Source organism: Aeromicrobium sp. P2_G6 (assembly GCF_056403535.1).
Window position 1 is genome coordinate 205,180 of sequence record NZ_JBFUFH010000002.1, and the last position, 23,183, is coordinate 228,362.

Genomic DNA, 23,183 nt, shown 5'->3' on the forward strand with positions numbered 1-23,183 from the left:
GTTTGGGTTTCAGTCAGGCGTACGGACTGGTCGCCAGCTGGTGACCAGCATCCCGGCCGCGCCGAGGACTCCCGCTGCGGCGGCGCCCAGGCCGATCGCGACACCGTCGAGGTCCAGGCCGAGCGCGTGGTCGAGCGAGGCCTGCCCGCCGCCGAGGACGGCGAGCGCGGTCAGCGCAAACGCCATCGTCATGACGTACTCATAGCCCTCGCCCTCACGGAAGATGAAGAAGCCGTTGCGCCGGTGCACCGTCACGAACGCGACGGTCATGATGCCGATGCCTGCCGCGGCGGCGACCGGCACGAGGAAGCCGGCGAGCAGCGCGGCACCTGCCGCCAGCTCGAGGTAGGAGCTCACGGCGGCGTGCACCTTGGCCGGTCGCAGGCCGATGCTCTCGAACCAACCGGCCGTGCCCTTGAGCCCACCGGGGCCGAAGCCGTGGTTCCACCCGTGTGCGATCAGGGTGACGCCGAGGGCGAGACGGAGGATCAGGGACGCGGTGTCGAGCTCGTTCATGGGACTCCTTGGGTGCGGGCGACGGACAGCCTACGGGTGTCGGACTCGGACCCATCTGGTCAGCAGCCCGTCGTCGGCCTCGATCGCGTGGCCGAGTGTCATCTGGTGGTGCACGGCGTCGTCGCCGTGCGCGATGCGTGGCGCGCCGCCGGCCGCGAGGACCGGGGCGACCGTGAGGCAGAGCTCATCGACGAGGTCGAGCCTGATGAGGTCGCCATGCAGGCTGGGTCCGCCCTCGCACAGCACCCGCAGCCAGCCCCGGTCCGTGAACTCGGCGAGCACCGTGCTCCAGTCGATCTCCCCGTGGCCCTCGGCGATGACCTCGACGGTCTCGCGGAGCGCGGCGAGCGCCTTCGGCTCGGCGTCGGCAGTCGTCACGACGACCGTGCCGGGGGCGACAAGCGCCGGGGGAATGCCGAGGGTGCGGCTCACCAGCACCATCGTCGGGACCGGTGACAAGCCGAGCCGCGCGCGCCGTTCCGTGTCGACCTCGAAGTCGGCGTACCCCTCGTTGCGGGCGGTGCCGGCGCCGACCACGATGACGTCCGCGAGCGACCGGAGCAACGCGAACACCCGGGTGTCGGTCTCGCCGCCCAGCGTCCCGGACTTGCCGTCCTGGCCGGTGGCGGCGCCGTCGAGCGTCGACACGAAGTTGGTGCGCACCCATGGTCGGTCGGTTGCTGGGTACGCGTAGAGGCGTTCGAGCTCGGCGGCGTCGAGGGTCATGCGTGCAGCCTACGAAACGCCCCACGATGCGGCCATCGGTGTGCTCTCATGAGTCATGAGCCCGGTGCCTGCCGCCATCACCAAGGAGATCGCCGGCTTGCGCAAGGCCGTACGCGCAGCTGTGCCGGCCAGGACGGGCGGCAACCTCCTGATCGGCAGCTGGAACCTGCGGGCGCTGGGCGACCTGACCGAGAAGTGGAACGCCGGCCCCAACGACTCGCCCAAGCGGGACTGGCGCTCCGTGGCGCTGATCGCCGAGCTCATCTCGCACTTCGACGTGTTCGCGGTGCAGGAGGTGCGGCGCAACACGACGGCGCTGCGCTTCCTCATGGAGCGGCTGGGTCCGTCATGGCGATTCATCACGTCGGACGTCACCGAGGGCGACGCCGGCAACGGCGAGCGACTGACCTTCCTCTACGACTCCGAGCGCGTCCAGCCGTCCGGGCTCGTCGGTGAGATCGTGCTGCCCGACGCGGTCGACAAGCCGGCCAAACAGTTCGCGCGGTCACCGTATGCCGCCAGCTTCACGACCCGAGGCGTCGAGTTCATCCTGACGACGGTGCACATCATCTGGGGCAAGAACGCCGCGGCTCGGGTGCCTGAGCTGTCGGCATTCGCACGCTGGATGCGGGCCTGGGCGGATCGCACGGATGACTGGAACCAGAACCTCTTCGTGCTCGGCGACTTCAACATCGACCGGCTCGACGACCCGCTCTACCAGGCGTTCATCTCGACCGGCCTGTTCACGCCAGGCGATCTCAGCGCCGTGCCGCGCACGATCTTCGACGACGACAAGTCGCGGCACTTCTACGACCAGATCGCCTGGTTCTGGGACACCGACAGCCCCGTGCTCGCAGACATCCTCACGGGTCTGACCTACAGCAGCGCCGGCTCGGTCGACTTCGTCCCGCACGTGTTCGCCGGGCTGACCAAGAACGCACTCTCGTGGCGGATCTCGGACCACTTCCCACTGTGGGTCGAGTTCCACGTCGACTGAGCGTTTGTACGCTGGCTGCCATGGAAGCCATCAATGTCTCGCAACAGCCTTCGGGCGACGGGTGCGCCGAATGTCTCGCGGACGGCGGGTGGTGGGTCCATCTGCGTCGCTGCGCCGCGTGCGGCCACATCGGCTGCTGTGACACGTCTCCGGCTCAGCACGGCACGAAGCACTTCGAGGAGACTGGTCACCCGGTCATCCAGTCGTACGAGCCCGGAGAAGACTGGTTCTGGGACTTCCGGACCGATCAGGCGCTCGACGGGCCTGAGTTGGCGCCGCCCCGGCACCATCCTGTCGACCAGCCGGTGCCGGGACCGGCAGGTGCCGTCCCGGCCGACTGGCGCGCGCAGGTCCACTAGTCCGTCGGGCTGGGCTGGGTCTCCGGGTCGGTGTCCGGCGCGGCATCTGGGGCGCCGCCAGGTCCGGGATCGCCGCCGGGCAGGACCTCGGGGAATGCCGGGTCAGGCAGGTCCGGCGACGTGGGCTCGCTCGGTTCGTCCTCACCGGGGCCGGTCGGCTCGTGGGCGGGTTCGGGTGGGGCGACGCTCATGCTTCCTCCTGGTGGACGCGTGAGGAAGGCGTACCCGCGACAGGTCGGCTCAATCGCTGGCACGATGAACCTGCTGACGTACGGACGGAGAACCCATGACCACCGAAGCCCTTCCACAGGCGGTTGCCGACTTCTTCGCGGCGACCAACACCGACGATCGCGGCCGATTCCTCCGGGCCTTCGCCGACGATGCCGTGCTCGACGACTGGGGCCACATCTACGCCGGCAAGGATGCGATCGCCGGTTGGAACGACACCGACAACATGGGCGTGTCCAGCCACATCGACGTCGTCGGCTTCGACGAGCGGGACGGGAAGTACGTCGTGTCGATCCAGGTCACGGGCGATGGCTACAACGGTGGCGGGTCGATGACGTTCTCACTGGACGGCGAGCCGATCTCCCGCGTCGTCATTGCGGGCTGAGCTCGCTGACTCGGGTCCGGCGTGGCTAGACCGTTGCGCCGGCGAGCAACGGGTCGCGCCGGGTCCAAGCCCAGCGCAGGGCGATGACCGAGAACGCGAGTGTGATGAGGTTGATCCCGGCCTCGATGATGCCACCCGACCCTTCGGTGTAGATGCCGTTCTCCAGGTCGTACAGCACGTCCATGCCGAGCAGGTACATGCCGGCTGATCCGGCGGCGATGAGCCACAGCAGCGCTGTGGGGGACCGTCTGGCCAGCGCGACGAACGCGAGGACACACGTCAGTCCGAGCCAGGCGTCCGCTAGCGGGAAGGCATTCTCGAACTCGACGTAGGCCTGGGTGGTGTCGCTCTCGATCCACGAGCGGTTGGTGAACCAGATCGTCCAGTACGCCACATTGATCACGACGGCGACGACGAGCATGATCTGGATCCCTCTTGACGTCATGCGCGTCAGCGTAGGGGGATTCGGTTGCCCGCACATGCAGAACCGGCGCCCTCCGAGGAGGGCGCCGGCTGGCGCTGATCTAGCCCTGACGGGCCTTGAGACGCGGGTTCTGCTTGTTGATGACGAACGTGCGACCACGGCGGCGTACGACCTGCGCGCCGGGCTGGTTCTTGAGCGACCGAAGCGAGTTGCGGACCTTCATGTCTGATCCTTTCGTTGCGTGAGCATCACGCACACATGACAACGATTGTCAGGTAGCCGCTATTCCCAGGAACCCGATCGGCCTTGCTTGAGGGAGCTCCGCCGCTTCTTGGCGTCGAGCCGGCGCTGCTTCGAGGCTCGGCTCGGACGGGTCGCGCGGCGTGGCTTGGGCGGCACGATCGCCTGGGACACCAGGTCCTCGAGGCGTACGCGGGCGGCCTCGCGGTTGCGGTGCTGGGAGCGGTACTGCGACGACACCACCGTGATCGTCCCGTCGACCAGCCGGTTGCTCAGCCGCTGGGCGGCGAGCTCCTTCTGGGTGGGGGGGAGCGCGGTGGTGTCGGAGAGCGACCAGATCAGCTCGACGCGTGTGTCGGTGGTGTTGACGTGCTGGCCGCCGGCGCCCGACGAGCGAGAGAACCGCCAGGTCATCTCGCTCTCGGGCAGGGACAGGCGTCCGTTATGACTCATCGTCCGCAAGTATGCGGTACATCGCCTTCCGGGCGTCCTCCACCACGGCCTGGGCCTTCTGGCGCTGCTCCGGCGTGCCGGCCTGCGCGACCTGTTTCCAGGCGTTGATGAACCCTTTGAGCCCGTGGGCGAACTCGCGCATCTCGTGGGTCGGATCGCCCTGGGCGTCCTCCCACGGCGTGCCGAGCTGCTCACGGTTCTCCTCGACGTACGCGGTGCCCTCATCGGTCAGCGTCGCGGTCTTGCGACCCTCGACGCGCTCGAACGTGATGAGCCCCTCGTCCTCGAGCTGCTGAAGCACGGGATAGATCGAGCCGGGGCTGGGGGTCCAGCTGCCGTTCGACCGTTCGCCGATCTCCTGGATCAGCTGGTAGCCGTGCTGCGGCTGCTCGCTGAGGAGCAGGAGCGCTGCGGCGCGGACGTCGCCGCCCCGTCCGCCGCGACGGCGACCACGCGGGCGGCCGGGGCCGCCGAAGCCGGGGCCGAAGCCGAACTCGCGGCCGAAGCCGGGTCCGAAGTCGCGCTCGGGGTTGTGCCTGCCGCGCCGGCGATCTGCCGGGCGGCGCTGTTCTGAGAAGTCATTGCTTCGCATGGGGGTGACCCACTTTCTCTACTTTCGATCGACCACCGATCGGTTGCCGATAGCTAAACGATATATCGCTAATGGATCGAATGCAAGCCAACTTTGATGGGCACGCGAAAATGCCCGGTCTCCGAGGGGGAGACCGGGCATGTCGCTGTGGGGCGGGTCAGCCGCCGGCGACGTAGTTGTTGAGCTGGTCGCGCTCGAACTCGAGCTGCTCCATGCGGTACTTGACGGCGTCGCCGATGCTGACGACACCGACGATGGCGCCGTCGTCGATCACGGGAATGTGACGCACGCGGTGCTCGGTCATGATCGACATGAGGCCGCCGAACGAGTCCTCGGGTGCGCACATCTGCACGTCGGTCGTCATGATGTCGGCGACCTTCATGTCGCGCGGGCTCTCGACCGTACGCAGCTTGCGGACGATGTCGCGCTCGGACACGATGCCCAACATGGCCTTGCCGTCGTCGCTCACGATCAGAGCACCGACGTTCAACTCAGCCAGCACGTCCAGCAGCTCCTGCACCGTGGAGTCGGGGGTGATGGTGTAGACGGCATCGCTTCCCTTGGAAGCCAGGACATCGCTCACGCGCATAAGGGACACACTCCTAGTCTCTGTCTTCGCAGCGTAACCCCCGGCGAGCGCCAAGTGCGAGTGATTGTCCGGCAGGCGCGACGGCAATGTGCATACTGAGGAATGGACGACTGCTGCAACCGCGAGGACTACGACGATACGTTCGGCGACCGGTTCGCTCGCAAGATGGCTCGTCGCTATCGCCGGCGAGGGCTGAGCCGGTCCGAGCGCGCGATCGTCCGCTTCCTCCAGGATCGCGGCATCGAGGGCGCGACCGTCCTCGAGATCGGCGGCGGCCTCGGCGAGCTGCACGTCGAGCTGCTCCGTCACGGCGCGGCGAGGGCGACCAATCTCGAGATCTCGACGAAGTACGAGCCGGAGGCCGCGCGGCTGCTCGACCGCTCGGGCCTGGCCGGTCGTGTGGATCGCCGGTTCCTCGACATCGCCCAGGAGCCCGACGACGTGGCGGCGGCCGACATCGTCGTGCTGCACCGGGTGGTGTGCTGCTATCCGGACCACGAGCGGCTGCTCGGCGCGGCAGCCAGCAAGGCAGGGCGACTGATGGTGTTCAGCCACCCGCCCCGCAACAAGCTGACGAGGTCGCTGCTGTGGTTCGACAACATGGTGCGCAAAGTCAAGGGCGACACGTTCCGGACGTTCGCCCATGAGCCTGCGGACATGGTTGGCGTCGCTCGCCGGTCCGGGCTCCAGGACACCTACCGGTGGCGCGGCATCGGCTGGTGCGTGGTCGGGCTGGAGCGTTAGGGCAGGTCTTCGCGCCCGCCCTCGCTGAGCTCGCGGGAGGTGCCCCCAGGCTCGCGGGTGAAGTCGAAGCTGCGTACGTTGTCGCGCTCCGGCTCCGGCTCGTCATCCGGCTCGTCGGTCCAGTACTCGTCCGGCGGACCCTGATCGGGGAAGTGCCCGAGGTAGGCCATCGCGGCGTCGTGCAGCCGGCCGTTGGTCGCGAGCGCGTTGTCGCCCCACGGCCCGGGCTGCCCGGCGAGGCTCGTGAACGTGCCGCCGGCCTCTCGCACGATGACGTCGAGCGCGGCCATGTCCCACAGCTTGAGCTCGGGCTCGGCGGCGATGTCGACGGCGCCCTCGGCCAGCAGCATGTAGGACCAGAAGTCGCCATAGGCGCGCGTGCGCCAGCAACGGCGCAGCATGGCCGTGAAGGCGTCGCCCTTGCCGATCGCCTCCCAGCCGCCCATCGATGCGTACGAGAACGAGGCGCTGTCGAGGTCGGATACCCGGGAGACCCGGATCTCGCGGGACGACATGAGGGACTTGCCGGTGTAGGCGCCGGTGCCCTTGCTGGCCCACCAGCGGCGGCCGAGGGCAGGCGCCGAGACGCAACCGGCGATGACCTCGCCGTCCTCCTCGAGCGCGATCAGCGTCGCCCAGACGGGCACGCCGCGGACGAAGTTGGAGGTGCCGTCGATCGGGTCGATGATCCAGCGCCGGCCCCCGGCGCCGGCCGTCCCCTCGACCTCACCGTGCTCCTCGCCGAGCACGATGTCGCGGGTGCGAGCGGACTTGAGGGTGCGCCGGATGGCGGCTTCGACGGCCTCGTCGGACTCGGTCACGTACGTCATGTCCGGCTTGGTGTCGACCTGCAGATCGATCGCGCCGAAGCGGTCCATCGAGAGGTTGTCGGCGTTGTCGGCGAGTACGTGAGCGAGGCGCAGATCGTCGTTGTACGAGTGAGCCATGGCCCTCAGAGTACGGCTTTGTGCCCCCAAAACGGCCACCGGCACTCGCTCAGTAGTCGTCCTTCTGGTTCATGCTCGCAAGGATGCGGCGGAACGACTCGACCCGCTCGGGCGGCAGCGTCCCGTCGGCCATGGCGACGTCGAGCGCGCACTCGGGCTCGGTGGCGGAGTGGAGGCAGCCCCGGGGACAGTCCCGCGTGACGTCCTCGAGGTCGGGGAACGCCTTGATGAGGTCGTCGATCTCGACGTGCGCGAGGCCGAACGACCTGATGCCGGGGGTGTCGATGATCCAGCCGCCGAACGGGAGCTCGAGGCTGATCGCCGATGTCGACGTGTGCCGGCCGCGGCCCGTCACGGCGTTGACGTAGCTGACCGAACGGTTCGCGTCCGGCACCAACGCGTTGACGAGCGTCGACTTGCCGACGCCGCTGTGCCCGACGAGCACGCTGACCCGGTCGCGCAGCGCATCGCGTACGCCGTCGAGGTTGCCGTCGCGTTGCGTCACCACGACGCGTACGCCCAGTGGTTCGAACATCGCCACGATCTCGTCGGGGGAGCCGAGGTCGGACTTCGTGAGGCACACCAGCGGCTCCATGCCGGAGTCGAACGCCGCGACGAGGCATCGGTCGATCAGCCCGGCGCGCGGCGGGGGATCGGCGAGTGCGGCGACGATGACGAGCTGGTCGGCATTGGCGACGATGATGCGCTCGATCGGGTCGTCGTCGTCCGCGGTGCGACGCAGCACCGTGCGGCGGGGCGTGACCTCGACGATGCGGGCCAGTGAGCCGTCGGCGCCGCTGACATCACCGACGACGCGTACCTCGTCGCCGACGACGACGCCCTTGCGGCCGAGGTTGCGCGACTTCATCGCCGTGATCGACTTCCCGCTCCCTGAGCTCGGCGAAGAGTCGTCGAGGGTGACGGTGTAGCGGCCGCGGTCGATCGTCACGACCCGGGCGGTGTCGGCGTCGTCGTAGTTGGGGCGGATCTTGGTGCGCGGCTTGGTGTGCCGGCGCGGCCGCTCGAACTGCGCGTGCTCGTCGTCGTCCCTCATGTCATCAGGTCCGTCATGTCATCAGGCGTTCCCAGACCGGGGCGAAGTTGGGGTACGTCTTGACCGTCGTCACGACGTTCTCGACGTAGAGGTCCGGCGTACGCAGACCGAGGATGACGCCGGCGTGCGCCATCCGGTGGTCGTTGTACGTCTGGAACGTCTCGCCGTGCAGCGCGCGGGGGCGGATGAGCAGTCCGTCGTCGAGCTCCTCTGCATCACCGCCGAGCCGGTTGATCTCGGTCACGAGCGCCTTGAGCCGGTCGGTCTCGTGCCCGCGCAGGTGCGCGACTCCGACCAGCGTGGACGGGCGCTCGGCCAGGGCCGCGATGGCGGCGACGACGGGCGTCAGCTCCCCGACGTCGTGCAGGTCTAGCTCGACGCCGTTGAGCACGGGGCCGGCCGTGAAGACAAGATCGGCGCCGTCCTGCTCGACCGTGCCACCGAACGCCGGCACGATCGTGCGCCACGCGTCGCCGGCCTGGTCGGTGTCCTCGGGCCAGTTTCGGATCCGGACGCGGCCGCCGGTGACGAGGGCGGCGCCGATGAAGACGCCGGCGTTTGACAGGTCGGGCTCGATCTCGACGTCGAGCGCGCTGATCGGCCCGGGGTGCACGTGCCAGCGGTTGGGTTCGTCGGTGTCGACGCGCACGCCGCGGCGGCGCAGCTCGGCGACCGTCATGTCGATGTGCGGCATCGACGGCAGCGTGGCGCCGGTGTGCCGCAGCTCGAGGCCCTTGTCGAAGCGGGCTCCGGCGAGCAGCAGCGCCGAGACGAACTGGCTGGACGACGACGCGTCCACCTCGAGCTCGCCGCCGGTGACGTGGCCGGCGCCATGGACCGTGAACGGCAGTGCACCCCGGCCCTCATCGTCGACCTGGATGCCGAGATCGCGCAGCGTCGCGATCGTAGTGCCCATCGGGCGTACGCGGGCGTGCTCGTCGCCGTCGAACGTGACGGCGGCGGTGCCGAGCGCCGCGAGCGGGGGGACGAACCGCATGACGGTGCCGGCGAGGCCGCAGTCGATGTCAGCCGGCTCCGAGCGGTCCCATGCCGAAGGGGTGATCGTCCAGGTGACGCCGTCGCGATCGATCGTGGCGCCGAGAGTCGTGAGCGCTCCGAGCATGAGGGTCGTGTCGCGCGACCCGAGCGGTCGGGTGAGCACCGACGGCCCGTCGGCCAGTGCGGCGAGGATCAGGACGCGGTTGGTCAGCGACTTGGAGCCGGGGACCAGCACCTCGCCGTCGAAGGGCGTGTCGCGGTAGGGCGCGAGCCAGGGCAGCGGGGCAGTCATCGCCCCCAGCCTATCGGCGTCAGCGCGGCGGTTTACCAGGAGAACGTGGTAAACCGCCACTTCTCCGGGCAGATTTGCCCGGAGAAGTGAGGGGTTGCCCGGTGAAGTGACCCCGTACGGCGTCAGCCGCGCAGGTGATCGATCTGGTCGTGCACGGACGCGGCAGCCTCGCTGACCTTGTCCTTGGCGCGCCGGCCGATGAACTTCTTGTGCGGGTCGGGATCGAGCGTCGCCATCAGCAGGCCGCCGGCGATCGAGACGTTCTTGAGGAAGTGGATCCGCTGGTTGCGGCGCGCCCCCGGATCGGTCTCGTTCCAATAGGGGTGCCCCGCCAAGGTCGTCGGCGGCATCGTCGCGGCAAGGCCGAGCGCGGCGAGGCGCGGGAGCCGGCCGCTCGCGAGGGCGAGGCCACCGAGCAGCTGGGCGGCACCGTTGGCGCGGACCAGATTGGAGGCGGTGACGGGCAATTCCGGCGCGAGCTTCTTGATCCGGTCCGCCGTCGCCTGGGCCTTGGCCACGCGGGGGCCAGGATCCTTGAGCGCTGTCGCACCGCCATAGATGAACATCGAGGCGAGCATCGGACGGGCCACCGTGCGCAGGAGGGTCATGCCTCATTCATACCCGAATGCGTGCAGGAGGCAAGCCAGGTGTCACGTCAGGGGCCAGAGACCGGCCCGGAAGGACGCCGCATTGTTGGCGAGCACGGGGTCGCCGGGCGCGGACACACTCACGGTGCCTGAGGAGTGCACGAGATCGTGCGAGTTCGCGATGAACGTCGTGCCCTGGCCCGCGGCGAGCCGGGTCGAGCAGGTCACGGTTCGCAGCCATTGGTTGGCGGCCTCGTCGCAGGTCCACCCGCGACTGACGACTCCGCCGAAGTAGACCGAGCGTTGAAACGCCAAGGTCACGCTTACGGTCTCGGCTGCGGCCCGTCCGCGGTTGGTGGCGCTGATGTCGACCGTGATGCGGCGTTGCAGCAGGGGCAGCAGGTTGTTCGAGACGCGGACGGAGGCGATCCCGTAGTCGGTCGGGACGATCGGCTCGACAGGTGGGGTGGTCGGCTCCGGAGTGCGATCCGCCGACAATGGGGCGCCCTTCTGCTTCGGCTCCGTCTCGGCGGTCGCCGCAGCTGCGGGGACGGACGCGGTCGGCGTTGGCGTAGGAGTGTGCGTGGGCGTGGGTGTCGTGGTCGTCGGTTCCGGCTCGGTTGCCTCTGACGTCGACGGTGTCGGCGCTGGCGTGCTCGCCCGTGGCGAGGAAGCCTCCGGCTGATCTTTGACGGTCGAGCCGGAATCGTTCGTCAGCGCAATCGTGCCAGCGGTGGCGACCGTCACGACGATCGCCGCAGCTACGACACCCTGCGCGCCGGTGCCGGCCACTGCGCTCCCTGCCGCCTTCACAGGGGCGAGGAGCGCCTCAGTGACAGCGCCGAGTCCGCTCAGCGACGCGCCAGCGCTGACATATCCGGCCGCCGCGGTGCCGAGGAGCGCCGGGCCGAGGATGCCGGAGAGGTTGGAGTTGACCTCGGACAGCTCGAGGTAGAGCCCCGTGCATCGGCTGCACTCGTCGAGGTGCGCCTCGACACGGGCCGAGTCGCGGGCCGAGAGGCCCTTGCGGACGTACGCGCCGAGCATCCCCGTGGTCGTGCGGCAGGCTGTGTGCAGGCTCGGCGCCAGATGGTTCTGCAGGTATGCCTGACGCAGCCCCTCGCGGGCGCGGTAGGCCAGGGCCGAGACGCTGTTGGGGCTCATCCCGAGCAGCGGTGCGATGTCGGCCGGCTTCTGGCCCTCGACGTCCAGGTGCCACAGCACGAGCTGCCATCGCTCGGGCAGCGCGGCGAAAGCGGCAGCCGCGGCGCCCTGCTCGAAGCGCATCGCGGCAGGGTCGACGAACTCGACCACGCGATCCAGCTCGGCCTCGTCTCCGGTCGTCCGGACCCGCTTCTGCCGGCGGGTGCGGTCGATGTGGAGCCGGCGGATCGACGTCAGCAGATAGGCGCGGAAGAACTCGTCGGGGCCCTTGCCGGCCTGCAGGAGCGCCAGCACGCGGGTGAAGGACTCGGCGACCAGGTCATCGGCGTCCGGGCCGGGGACGAGCTGCGCGGACAGGCGTGCCGCCGCGGCCCGATGGCGGTCGAAGAGCTCGCCGTACGCCTCGGTCTCGCCGTTGCGCACCGCTTCGATGAGCTGCGCGTCGCTCGCCTCGACGCGGGTGGTGCTGATGTCTGACACGGCTTCCTCCCCTGTAAGCACAACGACCCAGGGACGAGGCGGTCACGAATCGTGCCGAACCGCGTCATGCACGCCTCCCTCATACGTCTCATGTGTGTCCATCGGCGAAAAGGGAGGGAGCGCCTCATGTTCAGCTCGGGATTGGATGATGCGCTCCTCGCCGACGCGGTCCGCGATGGCCGCCCGGATGTCGCTGGCGTTGCACTCGAGGTGGGAGCGAGTGCAGCGCGGCTCGGCGTCCCGCTCCATGAGGTCCTGGACCACATGGAGCGGGCCTTCGCCGGGCGGGAGCCGTCGTACGAAGCGACCCGGGCGGCCGTCCTGGCCTGGGCCGACGAGGCCTTGGTCCTGCACGCGGACATCTCGTGCGAGGATCCGCTGACCTCGTTGGCCTCCACGGCGTACGTCCGCTCGCGGCTGGCGGAGATGTACCGCGGGGCAGAGCGCGACGGCCACCTGGTGTCAGAGCGAAGCGCCCTCGTGGTGGTCGAGCTGCCGGGCCGGCACACGGGCCATGAGATCGAGGAGTCGCTTCGCGCGCTCGACGTGGCGGAGGCCATGCGGGCGGTGTTCGCCGGCGACGAGACGGTGGCCCAGATGTCGCCGCGACGGTTCGCCGCCCTGGTCGGCCGCGAGCGGGCCGACGTGGTGTCGATGAGCCTGCTGCGGATCCTGCTCGAGCGTGCCCTCGGCAGCCACGTCCAGCCGCGGCTGTGGGTCGAGGAGCTGCCACCGTCAGCAGACGGGATCTCCAGGGTCCTGGCCGGCCTGGCGGAGTAGGCCGCAGTGTCGGTGCCTGCGCCTACGCTTGAGGTATGTGCGGGCGCTACGCAACGACCCAGACCTCGGCTTCGCTCAACCAGGCCTTCGAGGTCGACCTGGCCAACTCCTTCGTCGAGCTCGAGGCCGACTACAACATGGCGCCGACCAAGCTCGCGCCGTTGATCATCGGGCGACGCCCCGAGGAGCTCGCCGCCGACGCCCCGCCGCAGCGCGAGCTCATGACTGCTCGATGGGGGCTCATCCCCAGCTGGGCCAAGGACCCGTCGATCGGCAACCGCATGATCAATGCGCGAAGCGAGACCGCCGCCGAGAAGCCGGCATTCAAGAAGGCGTTCGCCCGTCGCCGCGGTCTCGTACCGGCCGACGGCTACTACGAGTGGTACGCCGGCGAGGCCCGCGAAGGTGAGCGCAAGCCCAAGAAGCAGCCGTTCTACATCACGCCCAAGGATCGCTCCGTCCTCGCGATGGCCGGTCTCTACGAGTTCTGGAAGGACCCCGAGACGGACGAGTGGGTCACGAGCTACACGATCCTCACGACCAGCGCCGAGGACGACATGGGCCACATCCATGACCGCATGCCGCTGTTCCTCGAACCCGATGCGTTCGATGCCTGGCTCGACCCTGCGCCCAAGCCGTTCGAGCAGCTGAACGAGCTGCTGATCCCGGCAGCCCCGGGCCGGCTCGACGCCTACCCCGTGTCGACCGAGGTCAACAACGTCGCCAACAACGGACCCCAGCTGATCGAGCCGCTCTCCCCGGAATAGCCGGTGCCTCCGAACGGTTGAACAGGCCAGGAGGTCAGATGCTGACACAGACGATTCCGCGTGAGAGGTCCCTCACGCCACTGAGCCCACGTCCGAAGCCCGGAGTAGGCTGGGAGGCGATGACGATCACCGGCGAAACCCCTGAGAGCGCCGACCAGCGCGACACTGAGACCTCGGAGCAGCAGCAGGCGCGCTTCGAGGCCGACGCCCTGCCATTCCTGGACCAGCTCTACTCCGCCGCGCTGCGCATGACGCGCAGTCCGCATGACGCGGAGGATCTCGTTCAGGAGACCTACGCCAAGGCGTTCAGTGCGTTCCACCAGTTCAAGCCCGGCACCAACCTCAAGGCCTGGCTCTACCGCATCCTGACCAACACCTACATCAACTCGTACCGCAAGAAGCAGCGCCAGCCGCAGCAGATCACGGACGAGATCGAGGACTGGCAGATCGCCCGTGCCGAGTCGCACGGGTCGAGCGGCCTCAAGTCGGCCGAGATGGAGGCGCTCGAGCACCTCCCCGACAGCGACGTCAAGGACGCGCTCCAGGCGCTGCCCGACGACTTCCGCTACGCGGTCTACCTCGCCGACGTCGAAGGTTTTCCCTACAAGGAGATCGCCGAGATCATGGACACGCCGATCGGCACCGTGATGTCGCGGCTGCACCGCGGTCGCCGCATGTTGCGCGAGATGCTCGCCGACTACGCCCGCGATCGCGGCATGGCCGTCACGGGAGCAGGTGACAAGGCATGACTGGTCCGTGCGAAGGGCCCGACTGCGAGAAGGCACTCGAGAACCTCTACCTGTTCATCGACCAGGAGATCGACACCGCGAGCTGCGCCGAGATCCAGTCGCACATCGACGAGTGCACGGACTGCCTCGGCGAGTACGACCTCGAACGCGTCGTCAAGTCGCTCGTGTCGCGGTCATGCTCCGAGGTGGCGCCCGAGCCGCTGCGCGAGAAGGTGCTGTTCTCGATCCGCAAGGTGCACATCGAGATCACCGAGCAGAAGTCGATCTAGCCGCGGTCAGAAGCCGAAACGAAGAAATCCCCGTCCATCGGACGGGGATTTCTTGTTGTCACGCGTTGGGACGCTTGCCGTGGTTGGCGCCCTTCTTGCGACGTGCACGACGCTTACGACCGGTCTTGCCCATGATGATCCTCCTCGGAAGTCGAGGTCTCAGTCTCCCACAGGCGCAATGCGCGCCAGAAATCGCTCCCGGTCGACGATGACCCGGCGCACCTCGCCGGTCGCGAGCAGCGTGCCACCGGCGTCGTGGGCCGCGACCTGGAAGCGTACGAGCCGGCCGTCGGTGTGGATGACGTTCGCCGTCGCGGTGACCTCGGCCCCAACGGGGCTCGCGGCCAGGTGCTGCAGGTCGACCCGTGTGCCGACACTGGTCTGGGTCGCGTCGAGCTCGAGCGCGGCGCAGGTCGCCTCTTCGCACCACGCCAGCACCCGCGGAGTGGCGAGGACCGCAAGGTCTCCGCTGCCGAGCGCCTGCGCGGTGTCGGCATCCGTGACGACATGCGTGACACTCGCCGATTCCATCCCCCCAACCTAACGCTGACGCGTGGGTTGCGTCCGCTGACGCGTGGGTTATGACGGCCCACGCGTGGGTTGCGTCGGCTGATGCGTGGCTTACGACCAGGCGCAACTCACGCGTCAGCGGACGCAACTCGCGCGTCAGCGGACGCAACTCGCGCGTCAGCGGACGCAACCCACGCCTCAGCGGGCGTAACCCACGCGTCAGCGGACCTAACCCGCCCCCTACTCGCAGAGCTCGTGGGGTACCCCAGCGTCAGCGGGGTGGGGTCAGAGGGTCAGGGAGAAGGCCCAGAGGTTGACGTCGGGCTCCGGGGTCCAGTCGAGGTCGGGGCGACGGACGAAACCCAGCCGGGTGTAGAGCCGGTGCGCGGGCACCATGTCGTCGAGGGAGAACAGCAGCACCTCGGTGAGGCCGGCGGCGCGGGCGAGCTCGAGGCAGTGCTCGACGAGGGCGCGGCCGATTCCCCGACCCCGCGCCTCCGGGGCGATCGAGAGCGTACGGAACTCGCCCTGGTGCGGCTCCTTGGCGAGCTGCGCATCGGCGGATCCGTACGGGCACCAGGTCACCGTGCCGAGCAGCTCGTCGTCCTCGATTGCCACCAGGAGGGTGCTCTTCTGCGCACGCGACGCGGCGTCGGCGAGCCAGCCGGCGTAACCGTGGTCGTACGAGCCGTCGGGATAGAGCAGATAGCCGTCGGCGTCGTAGCCGGCAACCGTGAGGGCACCGACCGCTTCGTACTCCTCCTCGAGGGCGGGCCGGATCACCACGTCAGATGCCGGTGGTGTTGCGCGGATAGGCCGCATTCACGTCCGTCATGACGTTGACGAGATAGGGGATGCCGGAGGCAAAGGCGCGGTCGAGAGCCGGGCCGATCTCCTTGGGGTCGGTCACCATCTCTCCACCTCCGCCCAGTGCCGTGACGACCTGGTCATAGCGCGTCTGCGGCGCCAGGTCCGCCGCGACGTCATAGCCGTACAGCCACTGCATCGGGCCTTTCTCCAGCCCCCACGCGGAGTTGTTGCCGACGATCATGACGACCGGCAGGTTGTGACGTACGAGGCTGTCGACGTCCATCAGCGACATGCCGGCCGCGCCGTCGCCGTAGAGCAGCACGACCTGGCTCGACGGGCGGGCGATGCGGGCAGCCATCGCCGCACCCATGCCGGCGCCGAGGCAGCCGTACGGTCCGGGGTCGAGCCAGCCGCCTGGGCGCTTGGGCTCGACGAACTTGCCGGCGAACGACACGAAGTCGCCGCCGTCACCGATCACGACCGCGTCGTCGGCGAGTCGGGGGAGCAGCTCTCCATAGATGCGGGCGGGGTGGATCGGGTCCGCTTCGGCCATGAGCAGCTCGCTGTCACGCTGGGTCGCCGCGGCCACCTCGGCCTGGAGTGCGCCGATCCACGACGACCAGTCGGGTCGCCGGCCGTGCTGTGACGGGGACATGAGCGAGTCGAGCAGTCCCGTGAAGAACAGCGTCAGGTCTCCGCAGGCCGACCCAGCAAGCTCGGCGTGCGTCGAGACCTGGCCGGGGGAGTCGGCGACATGGACGGTACGCGCGGGGGTCGTCCCGTCCTTGCCGCCGAAGATCCCGTATCCCAGGCGGAAGTCCAGGGGCGTGCCGACGACGATCACGAGGTCGGCCTGGTTGAACGAGGTCGAGCGCGCCTTGGTGACGAGCTGCGGGTGGCCGCCGGGCACGATGCCGCGGCCCATGCCGTTCGAGATCACCGGGATGCCGGTCTCCTCGACGAAGTGCAGCGCAGCGACTTCCGCGCGGTCGGCCCAGACATCGGTGCCCAGGACCAGCACCGGACGCATCGACTCGCGGATCAGCTCGGCGATCTTCGCCAACGAGTCCGGGTCCGGCTCGATCGGCGCCGTCGTGTTGCCCGGAGACTGCGTCGTCACCGTGGTGCTGTTGAAGAACTCGTCCATCGGCACGTCGACGAACGTCGGGCCGCGGTGGGACGACCCGGCCAGGGTGAACGCCTCGTCCATGGCCGGGGCGATGTCGTCGACCTTGTGCGCCGTCACGGCTGACTTGGAGACCGTGTCGAGGATCGGCGGCTGGTCGAGCTCCTGCAGGCTTCCGGAGCCCCAGCGGTTGTTGGGCGCGCGACCGCCCACGACGACGAGCGGCGAGCCGGAGAAGCTGGCCTGCGCGATGGGGCTGACGCCGTTGGTCACGCCGGGCCCGGCGGTCAGCACGGCCAGTCCCGGCGTACGCGTCAGCTTGCCGATCGCCTCGGCGGCGAACACCGCCGTCGGCTCGTGGCGTACGTCGATGATCGGCATCGGCGGCTCGGCCTTGACGGCGGCGTCGTACATCGGGAACACGTGCGCGCCCGAAAGCGTGAACATCGTCTCGACGCCGTGCGCGCGGGCCACGTCGACGGCATGGACTCCGCCGTGACCTTCTCGGGGCTCAGTGGTCATGCACGCACGTTACTGGAGCGTCAGCCGAGCGGCTTGGCCCTGGTCGTCGGCCGATAGAGCCACGGGCTCTCGGCCCTGATCTGGTCGAGAACCGCCAGCAGCAGGTCCGCACGGTGCGCGGGCTGTTCGGCGAACAGCTCGGCATCGGCGCGGAGGTCGTCGCGGCCCTGGACACCGAGGGCGAGCTGCAGATGCAGCGCACGCAGGAACGACGAGGTGTTGCGGACACCGGGCGACGGCCACTCGGCCTCGAGGTGGCCGCGTGTGCGGGGCGGCTTGATGCCGGCACCGAGCCGCGCGAGCCACGGCTCGACGATGCTGGGATCGAGCTCGTTGCGGTGCAGCAGCGTCATGACGGCGTATGCCAGCCGGTCGTCCTCGCCATGACGCCAGATGTACGCAGTCGGGGTCAGCACGCGGTCGGCGATGACGTCGAGGAGCACCGTCAGCTCGAGCCGGCCGAAGTGTCGCGACCGCGCGAGGGCGGCCAGCAGGTCGGCGCCGTGCGCGATCGAGTTGGCCCAACCCTGCTCGGGGATCCAACCCCGGTGGTCCTGTTCCCGGACGTACCAAGCCGTCGCCCGGTCGCCCCAGTCGAGGACCGACGAGGCTGACATCAGGTGCTCGTTGTTGTCACGGCCGATGATCTCGGCGAGCATCAGCGCGCTGTAGGAGCGGCGCATGACCGAGACGTCGCCGTCGTGGCCGAGGCCGTAGCGCAGGCCGGGCGCGATGCCGTCGCCCAGCCCGGACAGCAGCTCGTCGTAGACGCCGCGGGTGATCCACGTGGTCAGCAGCGGATAGGCGAGGTCTTCACGCCAGCGGGGATTGGAGTGGCCCAGCATCTCGACGAGCTCGACAGTGCACTCGTCGAGGCTACGGTCGCCGGGTACGTTCATCCCGTTCTGCATCACGGTTTGCCAGTACGCCTCAGACACTCACACATCGTGCCACGTCTCAGGACATAGGCTGACCGGGTGCCCTCCCTGGACGACATCGTGCGTTTCCAGACGTCGTTGAGCCCCGACGACGTCGCCTGGCTGCACGCCCTGGTGACGGACTGGCAGATCATCGCCGACCTGTCGTTCGCGGACCTGGTGCTCTGGGTACCCGACGCCGAGGCCAAGGGAATGTGGGCCGGAGCGCAGATCCGTCCCACGACCGGGCCGACCACGCTGTTCGAGGACGTCGCCGGCACCTTCATGCCATCGGGCCGGATCGACGAGATCGAGCAGGCGCTGACGTCGGGTGAGATCGTTGCGGAGCGGATCGCCGAGCTGCCCGACGGCCGCCGTATCAGGGTCGAGCTCATCCCGGTCACGCACGCGGGCCGCACGCTTGCCGTGATCTCCCGGCGCAGCGCGGAGTCGGCCCTGCGCACCGCCAGCACGCTCGAGGCCTCGTACTTCGAAGTGGCCGGCGAGCTGGCCGAGATGATCCGCCGCGGCGAGTTCCCCTTGCCCGGCACCCGGTCCGACCTGGCCGACTCCTTGCGGGTCGGCGACGGCTTCGTCCGTACGAACGCCGCCGGCACGGTTCGCTATGCCAGCCCCAACGCGATGTCGGCATACCGCCGCCTGGGCCTGGTCGGGGACCTGGTCGGCACCCAGCTCGGCCACGTCACGTCGGGACTCGTCGACCGCAGGCCGACCGATCGGGGAGCGCGCAGCATCCTCGGCGGCGAGGCCAGCACCGAGGCTGAGATCGAGAACGCCGCAGCCTCGCTGCTCCTGCGGGTCATCCCGCTGCGCTCGGACGGGCACCGCAGCGGCGCTCTGATCCTGTTGCGTGACGTCACCGAGCTGAGGCTCCGCGAGCGCGAGCTCGTGTCCAAGGAGGCGACGATCCGCGAGATCCACCACCGGGTCAAGAACAACCTGCAGACCGTCGCCGCGCTGCTTCGGCTGCAGGGCCGCCGGATGGAGCTGCCCGAGGCCCGTGCCGCGCTCGACGACGCGGTCCGCCGGGTCGGCTCGATCGCACTGGTGCACGAGACCCTCAGCCAGTCGTTCGACGACAACGTCGCGTTCGACGAGATCGCGGACCGCCTGCTCCGCACGGTGCTCGACGTGGCCGAGGAGACGTCGAGCAGCGGTCGGGTGAGCGCGGAGCGGATCGGCTCGTTCGGGCTGCTGCCCGGTGCCGTCGCGACGCCACTCGCCATGGTGCTGACCGAGCTGATCCAGAACGCGTCGACGCACGCGTTCGGCACGCAGGGCGGCACGTTGACGCTGGCGGTCAACCGCATCCGCGATCGTGTACGCCTGAGGGTCAGCGACGACGGCAAGGGGTTGCCTGCGGACTTCGACCCGGCAAGCAGCCTCGGGCTGTCGATCGTCACGACCTTGGTCGAGGGCGAGCTGCACGGGTCGCTGGCGTTCGAGCCACGGGTCCGCGGTGGCACGACCGTCGCCATCTCGCTCAACGTCTAGATGCAAAGAACCCCGCGGCCGAAGGCCACGGGGTTCACCGATACGTGCGTACGTCAGGCAGTACGAATACGTGCCCGAGCATTGCGGCGCTTCAGCGTACGACGTTCGTCTTCGCTCAAGCCTCCCCACACACCGTGGTCCTGTCCGGACTCGAGTGCCCATTGCAGGCACTGCTCGCGGACATCACAGCGGCGGCATACGACCTTGGCCTCTTCGATCTGCAAGATGGCGGGACCCGTGTTGCCGATGGGGAAGAAGAGCTCAGGGTCCTCATCCAGGCATGCAGACTTATGACGCCAGTCCATGGGGACACTCCTTCCCGTTCGGTGATGCGCCTTGGGCAGGCCTGTTTGACCTGTGACCAAGGCTTTGACCTCCATGTTTTCAACATTTCAACTGCATTACAAGGGCTGTGCCGTTCGCGAATTGTCGGATGGGTCACACGCTCCCTAGGCTGAGGACGTGAGCGCTAACGTGCGGCCGTCCGGAATGGCCCGAAACCTCCTCCTCGTGGCGGCCATGATCGTCCTCGCGGAAGCCCTGACGTGCGTCGTGCTGGCGGTCCTCGGCCTCTTCGATCTGGGCGATGACAGCGTGGGCACCGGCATCGGTGTATCGCTGATCCTGACGGTCTACGGCGGGTTCCAGGCGTGGGCAGCCTGGCGGGCGACCCAGGGGGAGCAGTGGGCCCGCAGCCCGCTCGTGGTGACCCAGATCATCCAGCTCATCATTGCGTTCAACCTCGCTGACGTACCGACCTGGATCGCGGTGCTGGTGGGGGCCTCGGCGGTCGTCACGCTGGCCTGCCTGCTGGCCCCGCCTGTGACCCACGCCCTCGGAAGTGACCAGTCAGTATGAGAGACTGACGGCCGGGCACAACCCGTGTGTCCCCGCTGCGGCGGGAGCAATGAGCGGCATACTTGCCGCGCCGGCGACCTGATCGGTCCCGATGAGAACGTACGGAACGTCCCCGAGGGATTCCCACCATGGTTGCCACTGATACTGATTTGCACACAGACACGCCTGACCCCGACGACCCGATCTTCGCGCTGCACCGGGGCGGCAAGATGGCGATTGCCGCGACCGTACCGCTGCGCAATGCCCAAGACCTCGCGATGTCCTACACGCCCGGCGTGGCCCGGGTCTGTGAGGCGATCGCCGCCGACCCTGCGCTGGCCCACGACTACACCTGGGTCTCCAACACCGTTGCGGTGGTCACGGACGGCACGGCAGTCCTCGGTCTCGGCGACATCGGCCCGGCCGCATCGATGCCTGTGATGGAGGGCAAGGCTGTGCTGTTCAAGCAGTTCGGCGGTGTCGACGCGATCCCGGTGGCCCTCGACACGACGGACGTCGACGAGATCGTCGAGACGATCGTGCGGCTCGCTCCGACGTTCGGTGGCATCAACCTCGAGGACATCTCCAGCCCGCGCTGCTTCGAGATCGAGCGGCAGCTGATCGAGCGTCTCGAGATCCCCGTCTTCCACGACGACCAGCACGGCACCGCCGTCGTGACCCTGGCCGCACTCATCAACGCGGCCCGCCTGACCGACCGCGAGCTGGACGACCTCAAGATCGTCATCTCGGGTGCCGGCGCCGCGGGCGTCGCGATCATGAAGATGCTCCGCTCGGCCGGGGTGCGCAAGATCGCCGTGGTCGACCGCTCCGGCGTGATACATCCCGGACGCGAAGGACTGGACGTGGTCAAGGCCGGCATCGCCGAGGCGACCGCTCCGTGGGCCAAGCCGGGCACGATCGCGGATGCCCTCGACGGGGCCGATGTGTTCGTCGGCGTCTCCGGGGGCACGATCCCTGAGGCGGCGGTCGCGTCGATGGCGCCCGACTCGATCGTGTTCGCGATGGCCAACCCCAACCCTGAGGTCCACCCCGACATCGCGCACAAGTACGCGCGGGTCGTCGCGACCGGGCGCTCGGACTTCCCCAACCAGATCAACAACGTGCTGGTCTTCCCCGGCATCTTCCGTGGAGCGCTCGACGTGCGCGCGACGCGGATCTCCGAGGGCATGAAGCTCGCGGCGGCCAACGCGATCGCCGATCTCGTCGGCGATGACCTCAGTGAGACGTACGTCATCCCGTCGCCGTTCGATCCGCGGGTAGCCTCAGCCGTGGCACGCGCCGTGACCGACACCGCGCGCCGCGAGGGCCTGGCCCGCCGCCCGTACTGACCCACCTCACAGGAGCTGCATGTTCGCCGTCTACGCAGGCACGATCGACCCCCACGATCCGTTGGCCGGATTGGTCATTGGGGAAAGGCCGGAACCAAAGACTCCGGATGGATGGACCAACGTAACGGTAAAAGCCGCCTCAATAAATCATCACGACGTATGGAGCCTGCGAGGCGTGGGCCTGCGCGAGGAGTCGCTGCCGATGATCCTCGGCTGCGACGCCGCCGGGCTCGACGAGGACGGCAACGAGGTGCTGGTGCACGCCGTCATCAGCGATCCGTCGTGGCGTGGTGACGAGACGCTCGACCCGAAGCGTTCGCTGCTGTCCGAGCGTCACCAGGGCACGTTCGCCGAGAAGGTCGCGGTGCCGACCCGCAACGTCGTGGCGAAGCCTGCCGGGTTGTCGTTCGCCGAGGCAGCCTGCCTGCCCACGGCGTGGCTCACGGCATACCGGATGCTCTTCACCCAGTCCGGCCTGCAGCAGGGCGACACGGTGCTGGTGCAGGGCGCCGGTGGCGGCGTCGCCACCGCGGCGATCACGCTCGCCCGCGCTGCGGGCTTCCGCGTCTACGCGACGAGCCGCGATGAGGACAAGCGCGACAAGGCCCTCAAGATCGGCGCCCACGAGGCGTTCGAGTCCGGCGCCCGGTTGCCGAGCAAGGTCGACGCCGTCATCGAGACTGTCGGGGCTGCGACCTGGTCACACTCGGTCAAGTCGATGCGGCCCGGCGGGACGATCGTCATCGCCGGAGCGACGTCCGGCGATGCTCCGTCGCACGCCGAGCTGACCCGGATCTTCTTCCAGCAGATGCGCGTGCACGGCTCGACGATGGGCACCCGCGACGAGCTGCACCGCCTGGCGCAGTTCATGGACGTCACCGGCACCCGACCGCTGATCGACCGGGAGATCCCGATGGCCGATGCAGCCGACGGACTCGCCTCGGTCATCGCCGGCGACGTCTTCGGCAAGATCGTCCTGACGCTCTAGGCTCACCGAGATTTGGATCGATCTGCACCACGTTGGACCTCGCAGTGGTGCAGACGCATCCAAATCTCGGGGCAGTTAGACGTACGCGTTCCTACTCATCATCGTCGTCGAGGCGTGCCAGCCACGTCGCCAGGCGCTCGACGGGGATCTCGAACTCGGGGTTGAGGTCGACGAACTCGACGAACCGCTCGGCGAGCCAGGCGAAGGTGACCTCCTCGTCACCTCGCCGGCTCTGGAGCTCCTCGATCCCGCGGTCCGTGAAGTACAT

32 protein-coding genes are annotated in these 23,183 nt (G+C 68.7%); 12 read left to right on the forward strand and 20 right to left on the reverse strand.

Annotated elements, in window-relative coordinates; all coding sequences use genetic code 11:
* Positions 1-9: 9 nt before the first annotated feature.
* Together AC1DVU_RS07410 and AC1DVU_RS07415 are read right to left on the reverse strand one after the other, a co-directional pair.
* Positions 10-516, reverse strand: coding sequence for a DoxX family protein (locus AC1DVU_RS07410; RefSeq protein WP_476921795.1), 507 nt, complete (start codon positions 514-516; stop codon positions 10-12).
* Positions 517-546: 30 nt separating this feature from the next.
* Positions 547-1,242 (reverse strand): pyrimidine reductase family protein, encoded by a 696-nt coding sequence (locus AC1DVU_RS07415; RefSeq protein ID WP_476921796.1) that lies wholly within the window; start codon positions 1,240-1,242, stop codon positions 547-549.
* A 55-nt stretch (positions 1,243-1,297) separates the two neighbouring features.
* Between AC1DVU_RS07415 and AC1DVU_RS07420 the strand changes: the two genes are divergently transcribed.
* Positions 1,298-2,239 carry an endonuclease/exonuclease/phosphatase family protein gene (locus AC1DVU_RS07420; protein WP_476921797.1) on the forward strand — a complete coding sequence of 314 codons (942 nt, stop codon included), beginning with the start codon at positions 1,298-1,300 and terminating at the stop codon, positions 2,237-2,239.
* A 20-nt stretch (positions 2,240-2,259) separates the two neighbouring features.
* Positions 2,260-2,598, forward strand: coding sequence for a UBP-type zinc finger domain-containing protein (locus tag AC1DVU_RS07425; RefSeq protein WP_476921798.1), 339 nt, complete (start codon positions 2,260-2,262; stop codon positions 2,596-2,598).
* Here the strand turns inward: AC1DVU_RS07425 and AC1DVU_RS07430 are convergent.
* Positions 2,595-2,789 (reverse strand): hypothetical protein, encoded by a 195-nt coding sequence (locus AC1DVU_RS07430; protein WP_476921799.1) that lies wholly within the window; start codon positions 2,787-2,789, stop codon positions 2,595-2,597. The two genes, AC1DVU_RS07425 and AC1DVU_RS07430, sit on opposite strands and share 4 nt — an antisense overlap.
* A 95-nt stretch (positions 2,790-2,884) precedes the next feature.
* On the opposite strand from AC1DVU_RS07430, the gene AC1DVU_RS07435 reads away from it, so the two are divergent.
* Positions 2,885-3,211 carry a nuclear transport factor 2 family protein gene (locus AC1DVU_RS07435; protein WP_476921800.1) on the forward strand — a complete coding sequence of 109 codons (327 nt, stop codon included), beginning with the start codon at positions 2,885-2,887 and terminating at the stop codon, positions 3,209-3,211.
* Positions 3,212-3,236: 25 nt separating this feature from the next.
* On the opposite strand, the gene AC1DVU_RS07440 is transcribed toward AC1DVU_RS07435, so the two are convergent.
* From AC1DVU_RS07440 to AC1DVU_RS07460, 5 genes are all read right to left on the reverse strand, one after another.
* Positions 3,237-3,656 carry a hypothetical protein gene (locus tag AC1DVU_RS07440; RefSeq protein ID WP_476921801.1) on the reverse strand — a complete coding sequence of 140 codons (420 nt, stop codon included), beginning with the start codon at positions 3,654-3,656 and terminating at the stop codon, positions 3,237-3,239.
* A 79-nt stretch (positions 3,657-3,735) separates the two neighbouring features.
* Positions 3,736-3,858: a type B 50S ribosomal protein L36 gene (gene ykgO, locus AC1DVU_RS07445; RefSeq protein WP_476921802.1), complete on the reverse strand. Its 123-nt coding sequence runs from the start codon at positions 3,856-3,858 to the stop codon at positions 3,736-3,738.
* A gap of 59 nt (positions 3,859-3,917) precedes the next feature.
* Complete coding sequence (gene arfB, locus AC1DVU_RS07450) at positions 3,918-4,328, reverse strand: alternative ribosome rescue aminoacyl-tRNA hydrolase ArfB (RefSeq protein WP_476921803.1); 411 nt, start codon at positions 4,326-4,328, stop codon at positions 3,918-3,920.
* Complete coding sequence (locus AC1DVU_RS07455; protein ID WP_476921804.1) at positions 4,318-4,920, reverse strand: PadR family transcriptional regulator; 603 nt, start codon at positions 4,918-4,920, stop codon at positions 4,318-4,320. The genes arfB and AC1DVU_RS07455 overlap by 11 nt, the downstream gene beginning before the upstream one ends.
* Before the next feature lie 157 nt (positions 4,921-5,077).
* The gene (locus AC1DVU_RS07460) at positions 5,078-5,509 is read right to left on the reverse strand and encodes a CBS domain-containing protein (protein ID WP_476921805.1); all 432 of its coding nucleotides are present in this window, start codon (positions 5,507-5,509) and stop codon (positions 5,078-5,080) included.
* A gap of 102 nt (positions 5,510-5,611) precedes the next feature.
* Between AC1DVU_RS07460 and AC1DVU_RS07465 the strand changes: the two genes are divergently transcribed.
* Positions 5,612-6,253 carry a class I SAM-dependent methyltransferase gene (locus AC1DVU_RS07465; RefSeq protein ID WP_476921806.1) on the forward strand — a complete coding sequence of 214 codons (642 nt, stop codon included), beginning with the start codon at positions 5,612-5,614 and terminating at the stop codon, positions 6,251-6,253.
* Here the strand turns inward: AC1DVU_RS07465 and AC1DVU_RS07470 are convergent.
* The 5 genes from AC1DVU_RS07470 to AC1DVU_RS07490 form a co-directional block, all read right to left on the reverse strand.
* Positions 6,250-7,200 (reverse strand): inositol monophosphatase family protein, encoded by a 951-nt coding sequence (locus AC1DVU_RS07470; protein WP_476921807.1) that lies wholly within the window; start codon positions 7,198-7,200, stop codon positions 6,250-6,252. The two genes, AC1DVU_RS07465 and AC1DVU_RS07470, sit on opposite strands and share 4 nt — an antisense overlap.
* Positions 7,201-7,249: 49 nt before the next feature.
* Positions 7,250-8,254 carry a ribosome small subunit-dependent GTPase A gene (gene rsgA / locus AC1DVU_RS07475; RefSeq protein WP_476921808.1) on the reverse strand — a complete coding sequence of 335 codons (1,005 nt, stop codon included), beginning with the start codon at positions 8,252-8,254 and terminating at the stop codon, positions 7,250-7,252.
* A 13-nt stretch (positions 8,255-8,267) separates the two neighbouring features.
* Positions 8,268-9,545 (reverse strand): 3-phosphoshikimate 1-carboxyvinyltransferase, encoded by a 1,278-nt coding sequence (gene aroA, locus AC1DVU_RS07480; protein ID WP_476921809.1) that lies wholly within the window; start codon positions 9,543-9,545, stop codon positions 8,268-8,270.
* A 122-nt stretch (positions 9,546-9,667) separates the two neighbouring features.
* Positions 9,668-10,153, reverse strand: a complete 486-nt coding sequence (locus AC1DVU_RS07485; protein ID WP_476921810.1) for a DoxX family protein — start codon at positions 10,151-10,153, stop codon at positions 9,668-9,670.
* A 42-nt stretch (positions 10,154-10,195) separates the two neighbouring features.
* Positions 10,196-11,776, reverse strand: coding sequence for a sigma-70 family RNA polymerase sigma factor (locus tag AC1DVU_RS07490; protein ID WP_476921811.1), 1,581 nt, complete (start codon positions 11,774-11,776; stop codon positions 10,196-10,198).
* 126 nt (positions 11,777-11,902) lie between these two features.
* Here AC1DVU_RS07490 and AC1DVU_RS07495 point away from each other — a divergent pair, with 126 nt between their 5' ends.
* The 4 genes from AC1DVU_RS07495 (at position 11,903) to rsrA (ending at position 14,341) form a co-directional block, all read left to right on the forward strand.
* A complete protein-coding gene (locus AC1DVU_RS07495) occupies positions 11,903-12,556 on the forward strand; it encodes a hypothetical protein (protein ID WP_476921812.1) in 654 nt (217 codons plus the stop codon).
* Between the two features lie 35 nt (positions 12,557-12,591).
* Positions 12,592-13,323, forward strand: a complete 732-nt coding sequence (locus AC1DVU_RS07500) for an SOS response-associated peptidase (RefSeq protein ID WP_476921813.1) — start codon at positions 12,592-12,594, stop codon at positions 13,321-13,323.
* A 119-nt stretch (positions 13,324-13,442) separates the two neighbouring features.
* Positions 13,443-14,072, forward strand: coding sequence for a sigma-70 family RNA polymerase sigma factor (locus AC1DVU_RS07505; RefSeq protein ID WP_476921814.1), 630 nt, complete (start codon positions 13,443-13,445; stop codon positions 14,070-14,072).
* Positions 14,069-14,341, forward strand: a complete 273-nt coding sequence (gene rsrA / locus AC1DVU_RS07510) for a mycothiol system anti-sigma-R factor (RefSeq protein WP_476921815.1) — start codon at positions 14,069-14,071, stop codon at positions 14,339-14,341. The genes AC1DVU_RS07505 and rsrA overlap by 4 nt, the downstream gene beginning before the upstream one ends.
* A 58-nt stretch (positions 14,342-14,399) precedes the next feature.
* Here the strand turns inward: rsrA and AC1DVU_RS07515 are convergent, their stop codons facing one another.
* The 5 genes from AC1DVU_RS07515 to AC1DVU_RS07535 form a co-directional block, all read right to left on the reverse strand.
* A complete protein-coding gene (locus AC1DVU_RS07515; protein ID WP_369797015.1) occupies positions 14,400-14,474 on the reverse strand; it encodes a 50S ribosomal protein bL37 in 75 nt (24 codons plus the stop codon).
* A 26-nt stretch (positions 14,475-14,500) separates the two neighbouring features.
* Positions 14,501-14,872, reverse strand: coding sequence for a thioesterase family protein (locus AC1DVU_RS07520; protein ID WP_476921816.1), 372 nt, complete (start codon positions 14,870-14,872; stop codon positions 14,501-14,503).
* 264 nt (positions 14,873-15,136) lie between these two features.
* Entirely contained in the window at positions 15,137-15,637 is a 501-nt protein-coding gene (locus AC1DVU_RS07525) for a GNAT family N-acetyltransferase (RefSeq protein ID WP_476921817.1), read from the reverse strand.
* A 1-nt stretch (position 15,638) separates the two neighbouring features.
* Positions 15,639-17,309 (reverse strand): acetolactate synthase, encoded by a 1,671-nt coding sequence (locus AC1DVU_RS07530; RefSeq protein ID WP_476921818.1) that lies wholly within the window; start codon positions 17,307-17,309, stop codon positions 15,639-15,641.
* Between the two features lie 20 nt (positions 17,310-17,329).
* Positions 17,330-18,247: a DUF2785 domain-containing protein gene (locus tag AC1DVU_RS07535; protein WP_476921819.1), complete on the reverse strand. Its 918-nt coding sequence runs from the start codon at positions 18,245-18,247 to the stop codon at positions 17,330-17,332.
* 39 nt (positions 18,248-18,286) lie between these two features.
* Here AC1DVU_RS07535 and AC1DVU_RS07540 point away from each other — a divergent pair, with 39 nt between their 5' ends.
* Complete coding sequence (locus AC1DVU_RS07540; RefSeq protein WP_476921820.1) at positions 18,287-19,741, forward strand: sensor histidine kinase; 1,455 nt, start codon at positions 18,287-18,289, stop codon at positions 19,739-19,741.
* Between the two features lie 53 nt (positions 19,742-19,794).
* On the opposite strand, the gene AC1DVU_RS07545 is transcribed toward AC1DVU_RS07540, so the two are convergent.
* Positions 19,795-20,046 (reverse strand): WhiB family transcriptional regulator, encoded by a 252-nt coding sequence (locus AC1DVU_RS07545; protein WP_082530375.1) that lies wholly within the window; start codon positions 20,044-20,046, stop codon positions 19,795-19,797.
* Positions 20,047-20,203: 157 nt separating this feature from the next.
* Between AC1DVU_RS07545 and AC1DVU_RS07550 the strand changes: the two genes are divergently transcribed.
* From AC1DVU_RS07550 to AC1DVU_RS07560, 3 genes are all read left to right on the forward strand, one after another.
* The gene (locus AC1DVU_RS07550; protein ID WP_476921821.1) at positions 20,204-20,599 is read left to right on the forward strand and encodes a hypothetical protein; all 396 of its coding nucleotides are present in this window, start codon (positions 20,204-20,206) and stop codon (positions 20,597-20,599) included.
* A gap of 128 nt (positions 20,600-20,727) precedes the next feature.
* Entirely contained in the window at positions 20,728-21,927 is a 1,200-nt protein-coding gene (locus tag AC1DVU_RS07555; RefSeq protein WP_476921822.1) for an NAD(P)-dependent malic enzyme, read from the forward strand.
* Positions 21,928-21,946: 19 nt separating this feature from the next.
* Positions 21,947-22,915 carry a zinc-binding dehydrogenase gene (locus AC1DVU_RS07560; RefSeq protein ID WP_476921823.1) on the forward strand — a complete coding sequence of 323 codons (969 nt, stop codon included), beginning with the start codon at positions 21,947-21,949 and terminating at the stop codon, positions 22,913-22,915.
* A gap of 91 nt (positions 22,916-23,006) precedes the next feature.
* On the opposite strand, the gene AC1DVU_RS07565 is transcribed toward AC1DVU_RS07560, so the two are convergent.
* The gene (locus AC1DVU_RS07565; RefSeq protein ID WP_476921824.1) at positions 23,007-23,183 is read right to left on the reverse strand and encodes a DUF6104 family protein; all 177 of its coding nucleotides are present in this window, start codon (positions 23,181-23,183) and stop codon (positions 23,007-23,009) included.